The sequence below is a fragment of the Streptomyces sp. NPDC050422 genome (genome assembly GCF_044458665.1).
In the GTDB taxonomy this organism is placed as follows: Bacteria; Actinomycetota; Actinomycetes; order Streptomycetales; family Streptomycetaceae; genus Streptomyces.
This window is the reverse complement of the sequence record NZ_JBITIE010000012.1, coordinates 222,073-238,183: the sequence shown is the minus strand read 5'-3', so window position 1 is coordinate 238,183 and position 16,111 is coordinate 222,073. Positions and strand designations below refer to the sequence as shown.

15 protein-coding genes and 2 tRNA genes are annotated in these 16,111 nt (G+C 70.8%); 13 read left to right on the top strand and 4 right to left on the bottom strand.

Going from position 1 to position 16,111, the window contains the following annotated elements; translation table 11 throughout:
* The first annotated feature begins 20 nt into the window (after positions 1-20).
* From ACIBJG_RS20995 to ACIBJG_RS20980, 4 genes are all read left to right on the top strand, one after another.
* Positions 21-476, top strand: coding sequence for a transposase (locus tag ACIBJG_RS20995; RefSeq protein WP_399309250.1), 456 nt, complete (start codon positions 21-23; stop codon positions 474-476).
* The gene (locus ACIBJG_RS20990) at positions 377-685 is read left to right on the top strand and encodes a hypothetical protein (RefSeq protein ID WP_399309380.1); all 309 of its coding nucleotides are present in this window, start codon (positions 377-379) and stop codon (positions 683-685) included. Before ACIBJG_RS20995 ends, ACIBJG_RS20990 begins: the two co-directional genes overlap by 100 nt.
* 172 nt (positions 686-857) lie before the next feature.
* Positions 858-1,598, top strand: a complete 741-nt coding sequence (locus ACIBJG_RS20985) for a hypothetical protein (protein ID WP_399309248.1) — start codon at positions 858-860, stop codon at positions 1,596-1,598.
* Positions 1,589-1,662 (top strand) — tRNA-Lys (locus tag ACIBJG_RS20980). Before ACIBJG_RS20985 ends, ACIBJG_RS20980 begins: the two co-directional genes overlap by 10 nt.
* Before the next feature lie 59 nt (positions 1,663-1,721).
* Here the strand turns inward: ACIBJG_RS20980 and ACIBJG_RS20975 are convergent.
* Positions 1,722-2,936: a M6 family metalloprotease domain-containing protein gene (locus tag ACIBJG_RS20975; RefSeq protein WP_399309246.1), complete on the bottom strand. Its 1,215-nt coding sequence runs from the start codon at positions 2,934-2,936 to the stop codon at positions 1,722-1,724.
* Positions 2,937-3,354: 418 nt separating this feature from the next.
* On the opposite strand from ACIBJG_RS20975, the gene ACIBJG_RS20970 reads away from it, so the two are divergent.
* The gene (locus ACIBJG_RS20970) at positions 3,355-5,214 is read left to right on the top strand and encodes a putative bifunctional diguanylate cyclase/phosphodiesterase (protein ID WP_399309244.1); all 1,860 of its coding nucleotides are present in this window, start codon (positions 3,355-3,357) and stop codon (positions 5,212-5,214) included.
* Positions 5,215-5,230: 16 nt separating this feature from the next.
* Here ACIBJG_RS20970 and ACIBJG_RS20965 read toward each other — a convergent pair whose 3' ends face one another.
* Together ACIBJG_RS20965 and ACIBJG_RS20960 are read right to left on the bottom strand one after the other, a co-directional pair.
* Positions 5,231-6,328 carry an LLM class flavin-dependent oxidoreductase gene (locus tag ACIBJG_RS20965; RefSeq protein WP_399309242.1) on the bottom strand — a complete coding sequence of 366 codons (1,098 nt, stop codon included), beginning with the start codon at positions 6,326-6,328 and terminating at the stop codon, positions 5,231-5,233.
* 95 nt (positions 6,329-6,423) lie between these two features.
* Positions 6,424-7,203, bottom strand: a complete 780-nt coding sequence (locus ACIBJG_RS20960) for a decarboxylase (protein ID WP_399309240.1) — start codon at positions 7,201-7,203, stop codon at positions 6,424-6,426.
* Between the two features lie 155 nt (positions 7,204-7,358).
* Here ACIBJG_RS20960 and ACIBJG_RS20955 point away from each other — a divergent pair, with 155 nt between their 5' ends.
* The 8 genes from ACIBJG_RS20955 to ACIBJG_RS20920 all read left to right on the top strand — a co-directional run bounded on the left by ACIBJG_RS20955 (position 7,359) and on the right by ACIBJG_RS20920 (position 14,430).
* Positions 7,359-8,318, top strand: a complete 960-nt coding sequence (locus ACIBJG_RS20955) for a D-2-hydroxyacid dehydrogenase (RefSeq protein ID WP_399309238.1) — start codon at positions 7,359-7,361, stop codon at positions 8,316-8,318.
* A gap of 256 nt (positions 8,319-8,574) precedes the next feature.
* Positions 8,575-9,477, top strand: coding sequence for an ectoine/hydroxyectoine ABC transporter substrate-binding protein EhuB (ehuB, locus tag ACIBJG_RS20950; RefSeq protein WP_399309236.1), 903 nt, complete (start codon positions 8,575-8,577; stop codon positions 9,475-9,477).
* 19 nt (positions 9,478-9,496) lie between these two features.
* Positions 9,497-10,231, top strand: coding sequence for an ectoine/hydroxyectoine ABC transporter permease subunit EhuC (gene ehuC, locus ACIBJG_RS20945; protein ID WP_399309234.1), 735 nt, complete (start codon positions 9,497-9,499; stop codon positions 10,229-10,231).
* Positions 10,228-10,872: an ectoine/hydroxyectoine ABC transporter permease subunit EhuD gene (gene ehuD, locus ACIBJG_RS20940; RefSeq protein ID WP_399309233.1), complete on the top strand. Its 645-nt coding sequence runs from the start codon at positions 10,228-10,230 to the stop codon at positions 10,870-10,872. The genes ehuC and ehuD overlap by 4 nt, the downstream gene beginning before the upstream one ends.
* Positions 10,862-11,713: an ectoine/hydroxyectoine ABC transporter ATP-binding protein EhuA gene (ehuA, locus tag ACIBJG_RS20935; protein WP_399309231.1), complete on the top strand. Its 852-nt coding sequence runs from the start codon at positions 10,862-10,864 to the stop codon at positions 11,711-11,713. Before ehuD ends, ehuA begins: the two co-directional genes overlap by 11 nt.
* Before the next feature lie 166 nt (positions 11,714-11,879).
* Positions 11,880-12,638 (top strand): IclR family transcriptional regulator, encoded by a 759-nt coding sequence (locus tag ACIBJG_RS20930; protein WP_399309229.1) that lies wholly within the window; start codon positions 11,880-11,882, stop codon positions 12,636-12,638.
* A 61-nt stretch (positions 12,639-12,699) separates the two neighbouring features.
* Positions 12,700-12,773, top strand: a tRNA-Lys gene (locus tag ACIBJG_RS20925).
* Between the two features lie 130 nt (positions 12,774-12,903).
* Complete coding sequence (locus tag ACIBJG_RS20920) at positions 12,904-14,430, top strand: MFS transporter (protein WP_399309227.1); 1,527 nt, start codon at positions 12,904-12,906, stop codon at positions 14,428-14,430.
* Here the strand turns inward: ACIBJG_RS20920 and ACIBJG_RS20915 are convergent.
* Positions 14,410-16,086, bottom strand: coding sequence for an AMP-binding protein (locus tag ACIBJG_RS20915; RefSeq protein ID WP_399309225.1), 1,677 nt, complete (start codon positions 16,084-16,086; stop codon positions 14,410-14,412). The genes ACIBJG_RS20920 and ACIBJG_RS20915 overlap by 21 nt on opposite strands.
* Between the last annotated feature and the right edge of the window lie 25 nt (positions 16,087-16,111).

The following is a 16,111-nucleotide window of genomic DNA, read 5'->3' as shown; positions in this document are numbered from 1 at the left end:
GACGACCACCCCACCTCCTCGTGGACCACCCACCGAGGATCCAGCTCCCCGAACTGGCCAACTCCCTCAAAGGAGTCTCCTCCCGATACCTGCGCCAGGAGTTCACCGGCCACGCCAACCGGGCAGTCATGCATGGCCGGTCCTGGTCCCCGTCCTACGTCGCCGGGTCCTGCGACGGGGCACCGTTGAGCAGTACATCGCAGAATCGTCTCCTCCGACCATCACGTGAGAGCAGCCACGGGATCACTTTCCCGCCCGGCCCGAAGGCCGGGATCCCCTGCGAAGATGGAGGGTGGCCGATCGGGCCCACCCACCGCCCACCCCACCGGAAGAGGAAGAACACATGGCACAACCCGAGCGGAACGAGCAGCAGCGGCTGCGCCCCGCACCTCTGCTCTTCGAGCCGTCGGCTGCGGTCTCCGATCCCGAGCACTTCTTCGACCTGGAGTCGGTGGACGATCCGAAGGTGCTGCTGAGCCGCGCCACGGAGCTGACGCTGGCCTTCCGTGCCGCGACGGACCGGGCGGTCGAGTTCCAGGCGATCGCGGCGGCGCAGCTGGCGGATCCGCGCCGGTTCGACCGGCTGACGACCGCGGACATCGCGCAGCGCGCGGAGTGGACCGAGGACTACGCGGTGAAGATGGTCGAGTTCGGCCGCAGCCTGCTGAACGAGCCGAGATCCTGACGGCGCACCGGGTTCTTCCCCGCCGCTCGCCGCGGGGCGTCGGTCCCGTGATCACTCCGGGTACAACCGTTGGCATATGCCAGGTGCGCAAGATACTCCTCACCACCCCAACCTGTCCCGATTTCCGACAACTCTCGGAAACCGGGTGATCACTCCGGGTAGACCTGTGCATATGACCGCATGGCTGCCAGACGAAACGACCCTGCACCACGGCGACGTACCCCGCCACCACGGCGGCGCATCCCGTCATCACGCCGGTGAGGATGCCGACATCTTCGCCGTCCTGCGTGAGCGGGCCGGGAATCAGACGTCCCAGGTGACCGCGGCGGGCGCCGCCTGGCTGGCCGGTGCCGCGGCGTATCCGCGCAGCACCCTGACCCAGTGGGAGTCGCACCCCTCCGCACCGGGGGTCCTGCCGTGCGGTTCCGCCTTCGACGTGGTGAACGTCCCCACGCTCTTCGGGCGCCGGATGCTGGAGCACCTGTGGGCCGACGGTCCGGGCTCCGGCCCGGTCGCCACGCATCGCGGCCGGATGCTGCTGTTCGCCTCCCCCGGCACCGCCCAGCGGCTGCCCTCACTGCTGGACTGGGAGGTGTGGGGATCCGGCCCGGGAACCCGGTCCGTCCGGGGCCCGCTGGGGCCGGAGGACAGCGGCCCGAAGGTGCCCCCGCTGCTCTGCCACGGCGCCGGGGACGCGGTGACGGTCCCACCACTGACCTGCGGCGCGTCCGCTTCCGGGCCGCGCTGGCTGGTCGCCCCCGACACCCGCAACCCCTGGCTCCCGGGGCCGGACGTCCTGCTCTGGGCCTGCGTCCGGGTGGCCCGGTCGGTGCCGGCTCCGGCGCCCCGGATTTCGATTTTTCCTCCCCCGGATCAGGGTGCTAAGGTCTACGACGTCAGCAGGCGCCGCTAGCTCAGTTGGTTAGAGCAGCTGACTCTTAATCAGCGGGTCCGGGGTTCGAGTCCCTGGCGGCGCACAGACGGGAGAAGCCCCCTCGCGAGAGCGAGGGGGCTTCTTCGTTGTTACGGGCCACGCTCACGTCCCCGTGGTGATCCGAACCGTCCACGCGCCCGACGGCGTCCGGTCGGCGACCTCGACCGTGGTGTGTCCGCCGGGGACGGAGTACGTCTCACCGACCCTCAGCGGGGCGTCCGCGAGCGGCGGGTAGACCGAGCGGTCCCAGCAGGCGTCGGTGTCGGGGTGGGTGTCGAGGACGTCGACCGGGCCGCCGCCCGACGGTGTCCCGGTGCGGACCCGGTAGAGCAGCACACCTTCGGTGCAGGTGGCACTGTCGTTGCCGGTGGCGCTGCGGGCCTCGATCGCCACGGCGCTGCCCTCGCCGGTCCTGATCACGGCGAGCCGGGTTCCGATGGACGCGCCGGGCACGGGTACGGCCGCCATCGGCTCCAGGGTGACGACCCGGTCGCTCTGGATGCAGGTCACCTGCCGGTCGTCCAGCCAGCCCAGCTTCCACTTGTGCCAGCCGAAGAGGTCGGGCGCGAGCCCGAACTGGCTGCCCATGACATCCCAGTCGCCGACGTACGTGTCCCAGTCCCCCTTGCCGTCCGAGGGCCGGTGGTAGAGGTCGGGCAGGTCGAAGACGTGTCCGGTCTCGTGGGCGAGGACGTTGTGGTCGGGCGGGTGCTGTTCGAAGACGGTGACCACGCGCCTGATGTCCTTGCCGTCGGCGTGCAGCGGCCGGTCGAAGTTGACGACCTTGGTGGCGTCGGAGTCGACGCCCGGGGCGTCCGGGTCGGCGACGAGGTAGACGATGTCGTACTTCGAGAAGTCGACGGTGGGGTCGGCCGCGTCGATGGCGTCGCGCAGGTAGGCGCTGCGCCGGTCGTCGTCCCAGTCGCGCTGTATCCCGTACCAGACCGACGGCTTGGGCATCCGGATCCACTGGCGCTGAGGGTGCGGGCGCAGGGTGAACTTTCCGTACGAGGCGCGCTGGAAGAACTGGGTGGTGGCGGGGAAGTGGTCGGCGGCGAGTTCGGCGGGGGTGGTGACGGGCCGGGCGTCGGGGAACGAGAGGAAGACCATGACCGCGTCGAGGGCGTGATCGGGTCGCGGATAGGCACCGTTCCAGTCGTCCACGCCGAGCGAGTGGTGGACGTCGGTCCGGGGCAGCGCGCAGGGGCCCGCCTCTCCGGTGGCGGCCGCGGCGGGGCCGGCGACGAGAGACGTGGCGGCCAGCGCGAGCAGGGAGATCAGCCCGGCCGCCACCGCACGGGGACTAGGTCTCTCCATCCCTCCGGGCCCTTGCTGACGCGGCACATCTACCTCCGGTGCGGGATGCGGGCTCCAGGACCCTCCTGACCACCTTGTGGTGTTTCGAGGGGTACGTCCTGTTGGGCTGCCCCAGTCGGGTCAGCGGCCGAACCGCGCACAATTTTCACGGACAGTCACAATCGATCACCGAGACATCGGGAGAGAACAGAACCGCGCAGAAACAATCAGTCGCGGGCAAACCGGGTCGCTCCGCGAATGGCTCAAGTGCGGCGGACGCGGGGCCCGTAACCGTCGGGGCGCTGGAACGGCCGAGGTGCCAGCCTCTATGCTTCACCTCGCTTTCCTGCGCGGTTTCCGCCTCTGACGACGGCGCTCCACGCGGCGGGCCAGTCCGACCACAGGTGTCCGGGACAGAACTGCACGGCGGGAGCGAACGGTGAGCGGAACCTCCGAAGGGCCCAGGCCCGCGGCAGGCACAGCAGCCCCTTCCCCGCCACCCGACCTCACGGAGAGTGACGGCGCGTGGCCGCCCGCCGGGCCCCCCTCCGAGCCGCACGACTACCGGGCCGCGTTCCGGGCCGCCACGCTCCCGATGGCCGTCGTCGACCACGAGGGCCTGATCGTCACCGCCAACGAGGCACTGGCCGCGCTGGCCGGTGTCGGTGCGGCGGCCCTGACCGCCCAGTCCGCGTCCGATCTGGTCGATCTCGCCGCGGACGGCCGCACCTGGCACGCGTACCGCGAGGTGCTGCACGGCCGGCGGTCCCGCTTCCGCTGCACCCGACGGCTCAAGCACCCCGACGGGCGCTCACTGTGGGCGGAGATCACCGTCGTGCCCCTGGCCGCGGCCTCCGCACAAGGGGCCGCACCCGGCCAGGTACTGCTCTCGGTCGCTGACGTCAGCGACCGGCGCGAGCTCCAGAAGCGGCTGCGCCACCTCCAGATGCACGACCCGGTGACCCGGCTGCCCAACCGGACGCTCTTCTTCGAGCGGCTCTCGGCGGTCCTGGAGACGGCCCCGTACCAGGACGACAGCATGCCGGGGCGGGGCCGGATCGGACTCGTCTACCTCGATCTGGACGGCTTCAAGGCCGTCAACGACACCCTGGGCCACCGGGTCGGCGACCGACTGCTGGCCGCCGTCGCCGCCCGGCTCACGGACTGCGCCGAGCAGGAGGGCCCGCATCCCACCGGGGCCCATCTGGTGGCGCGCCTGGGCGGGGACGAGTTCGCGGTCCTGGTCGAGGAGTCCACCGGTACGCAGCAGCTGACCGATCTCGCCCGCACGGTGCTCACCGCGCTGCAGCAGCCCTTCGACCTGGCCGGTCAGCGGCTCTCGGTCTCGGCGTCGATCGGCGTGGTGGAACGGCCCGTCGCGGGCACCTCGGCCACCGGTCTGATGCAGGCGGCGGACACGACGCTGTACTGGGCGAAGGCGGACGGCAAGGCCCGCTGGACCCTCTTCGACCCCGAACGCAACGCGCACCGGATGACCCGCCAGGCCCTGTCGTCCACTCTCCGCCCGGCGGTCGAGCGCGGCGAGTTCACCATCGAGTACCAGCCACTGGTCTGCATGGCCGACGGCGTCGTACGGGGTGTGGAGGCGCTGGTGCGCTGGAACCACCCGCAGTTCGGCATGCTCTCGCCGAATCGGTTCGTCGCGATCGCCGAGGAGGACGGCTCGATCGTGCAGCTCGGCCGGTGGGTGCTGCAGGCGGCCTGCCGGCAGGCCAGGCGGTGGCAGCTCGACCATCCGGACGAGCCGCCGCTGTTCATCAGCGTCAACGTCGCCGTACGGCAGGTCTGGGACTCCGACCTGGTCACCGATGTCGCGGAGATCCTCGCCGAGACCGGCCTGGACCCGGCGCTGCTGCAACTGGAGCTGACCGAGTCCGCGGTGATGGGGTCGGCGGGCCGGCCGCTGCAGGCCCTGCAGGCGCTCAGCGACATGGGTGTCCGGATCGCGATCGACGACTTCGGTACCGGCTACTCCAACCTCGCCTATCTGAGCCGCCTGCCGGTCTCCGTGCTGAAGCTGGACGGCGCCTTCGTGCGCGGTTTCCGGTACGAGGGCGGCACGCATCCCAGCCCTGCCGACGAGACGATCGTCGAGGCCATGGTCCAGCTGGCCCACCGCCTGGGCCTGACCGTCACCGCGGAGTGCGTGGAGACGGCCGGCCAGGCGGAACGGCTGCGCCGGATCGGCTGCGACACGGGACAGGGCTGGCTCTACTCCCGCGCGGTCGCCCCGGAACGCATCGCGGAGCTGCTGGGCGCCCGGGCCCTGAAGGCCTGACCGGCCACGGAGTCGGTCAGAGCGTCGGCAGCCCGTACGCGTCCGCGATGAGGCCGTAGCTGCGCAGCCGGGCCTCGCCGCCGTGGGCGTTGGCGGTGATCATCAGCTCGTCGGCGCCGGTGCGCTTGGCCAGGTCGTCGAGGCCGGTGCGGACCTCGTCGGCGGTGCCGTGGACGATGTTGACGAGCCAGCTGTCGACGAACTCCCGCTCCATCGGGGTGAAGGCGTACGCCTCCGCCTCCTCCGGCGTCGGGACCAGGCCGGGGCGGCCGGAGCGCAGGCGGAGCATCGACAGGGCGCCGGTCAGCACCTGGCGGCGGGCCTCGCGCTCGTCGTCGGCGGCCAGCGCGGCGACACCGATCAGGGCGTACGGGGCGTCCAGCACCGCGGACGGCTTGAAGGACTCGCGATACAGCTCCAGGGCCGGAATGGTGTTCTGGGCCGAGAAGTGGTGGGCGAAGGCGAAGGGCAGGCCGAGCATGCCGGCCAGCCGGGCACTGAAGCCCGAGGAGCCGAGCAGCCACAGCGGCGGGCGGCCCGGGGACTGTACGCCGCCCTCGGAGGTGGCCTGGACGGGTCCGGGGACCGCGTGGATGCGGGCGTAGGGGTGGCCGTCGGGGAAGTCGTCGTCCAGGAAGCGCGTCAGCTCCATGAGCTGCTGCGGGAAGTCGTCCGCGCCCTCGTTCAGCCGCTCCGTGCGGCGCAGGGCGGCGGCGGTGGCGCCGTCCGTGCCGGGGGCGCGGCCGAGGCCGAGATCGACGCGGCCGGGGGCCATGGCCTCCAGGGTGCCGAACTGTTCGGCGATGACGAGCGGGGCGTGGTTGGGCAGCATGACGCCGCCGGAGCCGAGGCGGATGCGCTCGGTGTGGGCGGCGGTGTGGGCCAGGATCACGGCAGGCGAGGAGGAGGCGACGCCGGGCATGGAGTGGTGCTCGGCGACCCAGTAGCGGTGGAAGCCGCGGCGCTCGGCCAGCTGTGCGATCTCGACACCGGTCCGCAGGGCCTGGCTCGCGGTGCCGCCCTGGCCCACTGTGACGAGGTCAAGGACGGAGAGCGGCACAGGTGCCGTCCCCTCCGCCTTGCCACGGATCTCGTCGCCTCGAATCTCGTCCACGTCCTGGCCTCTCCGGTGGTGCGTCTGGTCCGGAGCAGTGCAACAGGAGGTGGACTCCGCTTATTCCCGGGGGGAACATCCCGGGAAGGCGCGGCTCAGCGCCGCCTGCCGTGGGCGTAGGACCGCCCCCTCCCCCACTCCACCGGGGCCGGAGGCGATTCACGGGCCTCGAAGAGGGTGCCGAGCCTGGGCGCCCAGGCGGGGCGGTCGGCCAGCCGCAGGGCCTCCCGGACGGCCACCTGGTTCGCGGTGAGGACCGGCTTGCCGAGGAACTCCTCCAGCTCGGCGAGGTGGCCGGCGGTGTGCAGGGCCGTGTCCGGCAGCAGGACGGCGTCCGCCTCGGGGCGGTCGGCCGCGGCGGCCAGCTCCTTCACCCGGTCGGGCCCCCAGCCCGCGGCTTCGGCGGCACCGGCCACGCCCGCCGCGTGGGTGGCGACCACGTCCATGCCCGTGGACCGGAGGAAGGCGCTGAACTGCTCGGCGATGGCCTCGGGGTAGGTCGCGGCGACCGCGACCCGGTTGGCCCCCAGCTTCTTCACGGCGTGGATGAAGCCGATGGAGGTGCTGGAGGCCGGCACGCCCGCCGCCCGCGCCACGGCCATGACCTGGTCGTGGGCGCCCTGCGGTCCGTACAGGAAGCTGCCGGCGTCGCACGCCCAGACGACGCACTGGACCCCGGAGCGCTGGAGCTCCTCGACACCGGCGGCGAGCCGGCCCGGTGTGCCCAGCTCACGCAGCGCGTCCTCGCGGTACGTGTCGTCGGGGCTCTCCGTGTGGCGGACGACGAGCCTGATGGTGCTGTCGAGCAGGATCTCCATGCGCGGGTAGTCGTCCTCCGCGAAGTGGCCCGGGTAGAGGAATCCGACGGTCGTCATGTCCACCCTTCCTGTAGTCCGAAGCTCCCCCGCTCTCTCCGTCAAGTATTCCCCCATCCGCCCCGGTCATCGCTCCGACCTGTTGACGGCTGCCGGAGCGGCTGCGAGCGTGGTGCATCCGCCCCACCTCGGCCGACGCGGAGGAACCGTCCCCCATGCCGGAGCCCGTCCTGCTCGTCCTGGACGCCGACCCGTCGCCGCGGCTCGGCCGGCTGGCCGGGCAGGTACGGATCCGCCACGTCGACGGGGCCGGCCTGGCCGCGCAACTCCCGTCGGCCGACGTCCTGCTGGTCTGGGACTTCGCCTCCGACGCGGTACGGAACGCCTGGCCCGGCGACGGGCCTCGGCCCGCCTGGGTGCATACGGCGAGCGCGGGCGTGGACCGGCTGCTCTGCCCGGAGCTGGTGGACTGCGACACCGTGGTGACCAACGCCCGGGGCGTCTTCGAGCAGCCGATCGCGGAGTACGTGGCGGGGCTGGTCCTGGCGTTCGCGAAGGATCTTCCCGGCACGCTGGAGCTCCAGAGCCGACGGCGGTGGCGCCACCGGGCGAGCCTCCCGGTCGCGGGCTCGCGTGCCGTGGTCGTCGGCGCCGGGCCGGTCGGGCGCGCGATCACGCGGACGCTGATGGCCCTGGGGGTCGAGGTGGCACTCGTGGGACGCACGGCGCGGCGCACGATCCACGGCGCCGGGGATCTGGGACCGCTGGCCGCGCGGGCCGACTGGGTGATCTGCGCGGCGCCGCTGACCCCGCAGACGTACGGGATGTTCGACAGCCGGTTCTTCGGGCTGATGCAGCCCTCGGCCCGGTTCATCAACGTGGGACGCGGCCCGATGGTGGTCGAGCGGGATCTCGTCGACGCGTTGCGCAAGCGGTGGATCGCGGGGGCGGCGCTCGACGTGTTCGAGCGGGAGCCGCTGGGCCCGGACAGTCCGCTGTGGGACGTGCCCGGTCTGATCGTGTCGCCGCACATGAGCGGCGACACGGTGGGGTGGCGGGACCGGCTGGGCGAGCAGTTCGTCGCGATGTACGAACGCTGGGCGGACGGTGAGCCGTTGCCGAACGTGGTGGACAAGAGGCTCGGCTACATCCCGGGCACGGACAAGGACGAGTGAGTCCAACCGGGGTCGCCAGCACTCCACTTCACCACCACATGACGGACATCTACGGATAACACCCCGTCATTCGCCGTACGCCGTCAGGCAATACGCCCCGCACACGGTTCGTCGCACTCCGCCCGCATTCGGACACGGGAAGGTCACCCTCCGGCCACCGTTCGGTTACATGCGGGCTCTTCCTGCATAGACGTACGGGATCGGGCAGGCGCCAACCCTGTCCGGACTGTTCGACCCCTCCAGGAGACTGCGAACCATGGCTGACTTCCCGAACCTGTCCCGCCGGGGCTTTCTCAACCGATCGGCAGCCGTGGGCGGTCTGCTCGTCGTCCCCGGCCTGCTCACCGCGTGCAGCAAGACCGGCGCCGACTCGGCGGACGGTGAAGGGGCGCTCGACAAGCTCCGGAAGCAGGGATTCGTCCGGGTCGCGTACGCCGACGAGGCCCCGTACGGCTACATGGAGGGCAAGACGCTCAAGGGCGAGGCGCCCGCCCTGCACCGGGAGATCTTCAAGGCGCTGGGTGTGGACGAGCTGCGCCCCACCCTCACCGAGTTCGACGGGCTGATCCCGGGCCTGCAGGCCAGCAAGTACGACGTGGTCAGCGCCGGCATGGCGATCACCCCCGAGCGCTGCGCCAACGCCCTCTTCTCGGAGCCGGAGTTCATCTCGCCGACCGCGCTGATGGTGAAGAAGGGCAACCCGAAGAAGGTCACCGATCTCCCCTCCGCGAAGGCCGCCGGGATCACCGTCGGCGTGATGGCGGGCGCCGTCGAGGGCTCGTACGCCGAGGGTGCGGGGATAGCCAAGGACAAGATCAAGTCACTGCAGAAGGCGCAGGACGGCGCGGACGCGGTCAAGGGCGGCCGGGTCGACGCGTTCCTGCTGACCGGCATCTCGCTGCGCTGGCTCGCCAAGACCAACCCGGAGACCGAGGTCACCGAGGCCTTCCTGCCGGAGCTCGAAGGGGTGAAGCAGTACAGCCCGGGCGGCGCCGTCTTCCGTAAGGGCAACGAGGAGCTGCGGGACGCCTTCAACCGCGAGCTGAAGAAGATCGTCTCCGACAAGTCGCGCTACGTGGAGCTGCTGCGGGACTACGGCTTCGGGGCCACCGAGCTCCCGCCGGCCACGCTGAAGACGGCCGATCTGTGCAAGGGCTGACAGGGACGGGGCCCGTCGCATGAATGATTTCTTCTCGGCCTTCGCCGACGATCTGCCGCAGCTGCGGTCTGGCCTGTGGGTGACCCTGGAGGCCACGGTCCTGGGCGCCCTGCTCGCGCTGCTCCTGTCGTTCGTCCTCGGCCTGATGTCGCTCAGCCGGCTCCTGCTGTCGCGCGGGGTCTCCCGCGTGGTGGTGGAGTTCTTCCGCGGCACCTCGCTGTACGTCCAGCTGTTCTGGCTCTACTACGCGATGCCGCCGCTCACTGGCTACGAACTGTCGCCGCTGCTCTGCGGTGTTCTGGCGTTCGGCCTCAACTTCGGTGCCTATGGCGCCGAGGTGGTACGCGGTGCGGTCAACTCCGTACCGCGGGCCCAGTACGAGGCGGCGGTCGCGCTGAACATGACGCCGCTGCACCGGATGCGCAAGGTGATCCTTCCGCAGGCATGGGTACAGATGATCCCGTCCCTCACCAACCTGCTGATCCAGTTGCTGAAGGCCACTCCACTGCTGTGGCTGATCTCGGCGGCCGACCTCATGACCGCGATCGAGAAGCTGCGCACCCGCACGGGTGAGACCCTCACCGCGTACGTGACCCTGCTGGCCTGCTACTTCGTACTGGCCTACGCGCTGACCCTGCTGATGAACCTGCTGGAGCGGTCCGCCAAACGGCGGCTCGGTCTGGCGACCGGCGGTGGCAGCCTGCTGAAGTCCCGCAGCGCGGTGACCGCCCCGGCCGCGGGAGGTGCCCGATGAACGGCGGATTCGACTGGAACGCGGTCGACGAGGCGCTGCCCCTGCTCCTTCAGGGGTTCAAGGTCACCCTGCTCGCCACGGTGCTCGGCACGCTCGTCGCCGCGGTGCTCGGGCTGGCGATCGCGGTCGCCGGGCGGGCACCCACCCGGTTCGTGACCGTGCCGGTGAAGGTGGTGATGGAGTTCATCCGCTCCACCCCGCTGCTGGTCCAACTGGTCGGCGCGGCCGCGCTGTTCACTTCGGTGGAGCCGCTGACCATCGGCGTCGTGGTGCTGGGCATCCACTACGCCACGTACACCTCGGAGGTGTACCGCGCCGGGATCGACGGTGTCCCGAAGGGCCAGTGGGAGGCCTGCCGGGCCCTGTCGCTGACGCCCCGGCGGACCTGGCAGGCCGTGATCCTGCCGCAGGCGGTGCGCAACGTACTGCCCGCACTCGGGAACTACGCGATCTCGATGTTCAAGGAGACCCCCTTCCTCGCCGTGATCACGGTGCAGGAAATGGTCTTCGAAGCCCGTAAGTACGGGGGTGAGCACTTCGCGTACACCGAGGTGTTCACACTCGCCGGACTGGTCTTCCTGGTCGCGAGCTACCCCACGTCACTCCTGATGAGGAAGCTGGAGAAGCGCCTTGGCCACTGAACCTCTCCCCCTGCAGAAGACCGCGGCCACGGCCCCCGAGGACGTCGTCGCGATCCCCGCCCCCCGGAGCACCGGACACCCGCTCGTCCGGTTCGACAACGTCGTCAAGCGGTACGGCGACCATGTCGTCCTCGACCAGCTGGACTTCACGGTCGAGCGCGGCGAGCACGTCACCCTGATCGGGCCCAGCGGCTCGGGCAAGACCACGATCCTGCGGCTGCTGATGACGCTGGAGGAGGTCAGCGACGGCGTGATCCGGATCAACGGTGATCCGCTGACCCACATGCAGGCGGCGGACGGCTCGCTGAAGCCGGCCTCCGAGAAGCATCTGCGTGAGGCGCGGAAGAAGATCGGGATGGTCTTCCAGCAGTTCAACCTCTTCCCGAACATGAAGGTGCTGCAGAACATCACCGAGGCCCCGATCAACGTCCTGGGCATGGACCGCGACAAGGCGGAGACCCGGGCCAAGGAGCTCCTCGACCTGGTCGGCCTCTCCGCGAAGATCGACGCCCACCCCTCCCAGCTCTCCGGCGGCCAGCAGCAGCGGGTCGCCATCGCGCGGGCGCTGGCGATGGAACCGGAGATCCTGCTCCTGGACGAGGTGACGTCCGCGCTGGACCCGGAGCTGGTGGCGGGCGTGCTGGAGCTGCTGAGTGACATCGCCCGCAACACCGACATCACCATGGTGTGCGTGACCCACGAGATGAACTTCGCCCGTGACGTCTCGGAGAAGGTACTGATGTTCGACGCGGGGCGCGTCGTGGAGTCGGGTTCGCCGGAAAAAATCTTCACGGATCCAGAAAACGAACGTACCCGCGAATTCCTCAATGCGGTGCTGTGACCTCGGCATCCGTCGATCGTCTTTGACTCTGGCATATGCCAGAGGGGTGCGCCCCTGCTGACAGGGCCGGGGCGCACCAGTCAGTAGTCAACAGCCGCCCCTGAACGGCCTCTTGGCGGCTATCGTGGTGGGAAAGCTTGCGGTCACAACCTGGTAGGGGGAAACCGTGGCGTTGAAGCCCGAACCGACGGCGCCGTTCCATTCGGTGCAGTACGCCCTTCGTGTTCTCGAAGCGGTCTCCAAGCACGGCAACGGCGTGATGGACGTCCAGATCGCCCGGGAGACGGGACTGCCCCTCGGGCATCTCACCTCCCTGCTCCTGACGCTGCGCCGCGAGGGGTACGTCGAGCAGATCACCGACGGCGCCTACGTCATCGGCGCCTCGCTGCTGCTCCTCGGCTCCGGCGCGGCCCGCCGGCAGGCCCTGGAGGCCAGGCTCCAGCAGACGCTGGCCCAGCTGCGGGACTCGGTGGGCGCCGCGGTCTACATCAGCCGGTACGTGGACGGAGAGATCCGGGTCACCCAGTTCTCCGACGGCCCGCAGACGCCCGCGGTCAACGAGTGGGTGGACTTCCGGTCTGCGGCGCACGCCTCGGCGATCGGCAAGTGCCTGCTGACCCAGCTGGACCAGAACGGGCGGCGCGACCACATCGCGCGGCACAAGACCGCCCGGCTGACCTCGCGGACGATCACGAGCGAGCGGGTCCTCTTCTCCAAGCTGGACAGCCAGCCGGCGACGGTGCCGGTGCTCGACCTCCAGGAGTACGCGGTCGGCACGGTGTGCGCGGCGGTGCCGCTGACGGCGGGATCGTCGGCGGGATGCCTGGCGCTGTCCCTGCCGATCGAGGACGCGCACCGCCTGCGCGCGGCGGCCGACACACTGAACCGGCGGGCGGCGCCGGTGCTGCTGTCGCTGGCCCTGTAGCCCCCCCGGGGCGCGTGTCATCAGCACCCCGGAGGACCAGGTATTATTTTCGAGTCAGCAGGCGCCGCTAGCTCAGTTGGTTAGAGCAGCTGACTCTTAATCAGCGGGTCCGGGGTTCGAGTCCCTGGCGGCGCACAGACACCACACGAGGCGGTCTCCGTTCAACGGAGACCGCCTCGTGTGTTTTGTGCTGCCCACACTCATGTACAAACGTTTTACACAGTCGTACTAGACGGACGTCATAAACACTCGTATATTTCTCGGCATGACGAACCCTACGAGCACGACCGCCCGTCCCGGCGATCTAGCCGGCCGTCGGGAGTGGACCGCCTTCGTGGTCCTGCTCCTCCCTCTCCTCCTGGTCTCGATGGACGTCTCCGTCCTCTTCTTCGCGATCCCGTCCATCGACCGGGACCTCGCCCCCAGCGCCACCCAGCAGCTCTGGATCTTCGATGTGTACGCCTTCGCGCTGGCCGGTCTCCTCATCACGATGGGCTCGCTCGGCGACCGGATCGGGCGTCGCAAGCTCCTGATGTTCGGCGCGGTCGCGTTCAGCACCGCATCGGTCGGCGCCGCCTACGCCACCAGCCCGGAGATGCTCATCGCGGCCCGGGCGCTGCTCGGGATCGGCGGGGCGACGCTGATGCCCTCGACCATGGGCCTGGTCCGGAGCATGTTCCGCAACGACCAGCAGCGCGGCCGCGCCATCGGTATCTGGTCCGGCGCCATGGCGGGCGGGATCGCGCTCGGCTCGGTGCTCAGCGGCGTCATGCTGGAGCACTTCTGGTGGGGTTCGGTCTTCCTGGTCAACGTGCCCGCGATGGTGCTGCTGCTGATCCTGGTGCCGGTACTGGTGCCGGAGTTCAAGGACCCGAACCCCGGGCGCTTCGACTTCCTGAGCGTGCCCCTGTCCATGGGCGCGGTACTGCCGGTCGTCTACGGGGTCAAGGAGACCGCCGCCGAGGGGCTGGGCCTGCGCAACATCCTGATCATCGCCGCCGGGCTCGCCGTCGGGTGGGTCTTCGTCCGGCGTCAGCGCGCCCGCACCGACGCCCTGATCAGCCGGGAGCTGTTCCGCGACCGGAACTTCGCCGCCGGGATCGGCCTGAACGCGCTGGCCGCGTTCGCCATGATGGGGTCGTCGTTCTTCACCACGCAGTACCTGCAGTCGGTGCTCGGGATGAGCACCATGGAGGCCGCGCTGTGGAGCCTGGCCCCGTCACTGGCGGTGGGCGCGGCCGCTCCTGCGGCCACCGCGATCGCCCAGCGCACCGACCGCGCCCGGGTGATCAGCGCCGGCTTCGTCATCGCCGCCGCCGGCTTCGGTGTCCTCGCCCTGTCGGGTACGGACTCGCTCGCCGTCCTGCTCATCGGCTCGGCCGTGATGAGCTGCGGGATCGTCACCGTGATGGCGCTCGTCTCGGACCTGGCCATGTCCACCAGCCCGCCGGAGAAGGCGGGCTCGGCGGCCTCGCTGCTGGAGACGGGACAGGAGTTCGGCGGGGCGATGGGGATGGCGCTGCTGGGTGCGGTGGCGACCGCCGTCTACACCGCGGACATGCCGGACGCGGCCCCGGAGGTGGCCCGCAAGACGCTGGCGGGTGCGGTGTCCACCGGTGACGGCTCGCTGATCGCGGTCGGCCGGGACGCCTTCGTGCACAGCATGCAGTACGCCTCCGTGGCCGGGGCGCTGCTCCTGCTGGCCGGTGCGGTGCTGGCGGTGACACACCTGCGGCGGACGGCCGCCGCAGAGCCCTCCCCGGAGCCCTCCTCAGAACCCTCCACCGTGTGAGGACAGCAGATCATGGCGCCCGTGCTCCTCGTACTTCCGCACCAGCGGGCCGAGTTGTCCCTCGCCGAAGGGTACGTACGCGCCACCGCTCCCGTTCCACCACAACGGCCCCCCGGACCAGAATCCCTCGCGCCGCAGCCCGACCCGGTGCACCTTGTTCGTCGCCGTCACCGGCATCGACCGGACGACGCGCACGAACCGGGGGGCCATCTTCGTCCCCAGGTCGGGCTGGTCCCGGAGGAAGGCGCCGAACGCCTCCGGATCGAACGGCACCCCGTCGCGCAGCGCCAGCGCCGCCATGACCTGGTCCCCCGCGACCGGGTCGGGCACGGCGTAGACGGCCACGGCCGCCGCGTCGCTCCAGCGGGCCAGGATGTTCTCGATCATCGCGGCCGCCAGGTTCTCGCTGTCGACCCGCAGCCGGTCCTCGGTGCGGCCCGCGAAGTACAGGAAACCGTCGGCGTCGCGGAAGAACAGGTCCCCGGTCCAGTACCAGCCGTCGCGCACCCGGGCGGCGTCCGCCGCCTCGTTGCGCCAGTACCCCTCGAAGGGGGTGCGGCCCCGGTTGACCAACTCGCCTATCGCGGCGGCCCCGTTGAGCAGGGTGCCGCCGGAGTCGAAGACCGCGGCGACCCGCTCCCGGCCGCTCGAAGGGTCGACGACCGCGAGATCGTCACGGTCCGAGGCCCGGCCGATCGCACCCGGCGGGGTGTCCGGCGTCCGCTGGATCGCCGCGCCGCCCTCCGAGGAGCCGTACCCCTCGACCAGCCGCACCCCGAACCGTTCCCGGAAACGGGCCGCGTCCACGGCGCCCGCCTCGGTGCCGAAGCCCATCCGCAGCGGGTGCTCACGGTCGTCGGGGCGTTCGGGGGTGGCCAGCAGATACTGCACGGCACGGCCGACATAGGTGAAGTACGTGGCGCCGTGCCCGCGTACGTCGTCCAGGAAGCCGGACGCGGAGAAGCGGCGGCGCAGAGCGACGGAGGCACCGGCGGACAGGGCGGGGGCCCAGTCGGCGATCACCGCGTTGCCGTGGAACATCGGCATGCAGATGTAGTGGACGTCCTCGCCCCGGATCGCGAAGTGATCGACGAGCGACCGCCCGGCCGCCGCCAGCCGCCCCTGGGTGCAGATCGCGGCCTTGGGCGCGCCGGTGGACCCCGAGGTGAAGTACAGGAGCATCCGGGTCGCGGGGGCCGGCCGCTTCAGGACGGTGTCGCCGGGCCGCGCACCGGCGTAGGGGGCGAGGAGGGCGGCGTACGCGTCGGTGTCGGTGACCAGGACGCGTACACCCGGCAGCGCCAGGCCGTCGAGCAGCGGCAGGTGGGTGCGCTCGGTGATCAGCACCCGGCATTCGGTGTGCAGGATGTCGCGGGCCAGTTCGGCGCCGCGGCGCGTGGGGTTGATGCCCGCGACGGCGGCCCCGGCCAGGGCCGCCGCGCTCAACCACAGCGGGAATTCGGGGGTGTTGTCCAGCAGCACCCCGAGGTGCGGTTCACTGCCCGCCGGCAGCAGATCCGCCAGGAGCGCGGCCCGTGCGGCAGCACCCGAGGCGACCTGATGGTGAGTGAGGAGGGTTCCCTCATGTCTCAACCCGGGCCGGTGGTCGCCCCATTGGCGCTGAACGAGCTCCGCGACGGTGCCTGCGCTCCCCATGGCGCCGCACGGTAACCGACCAGGC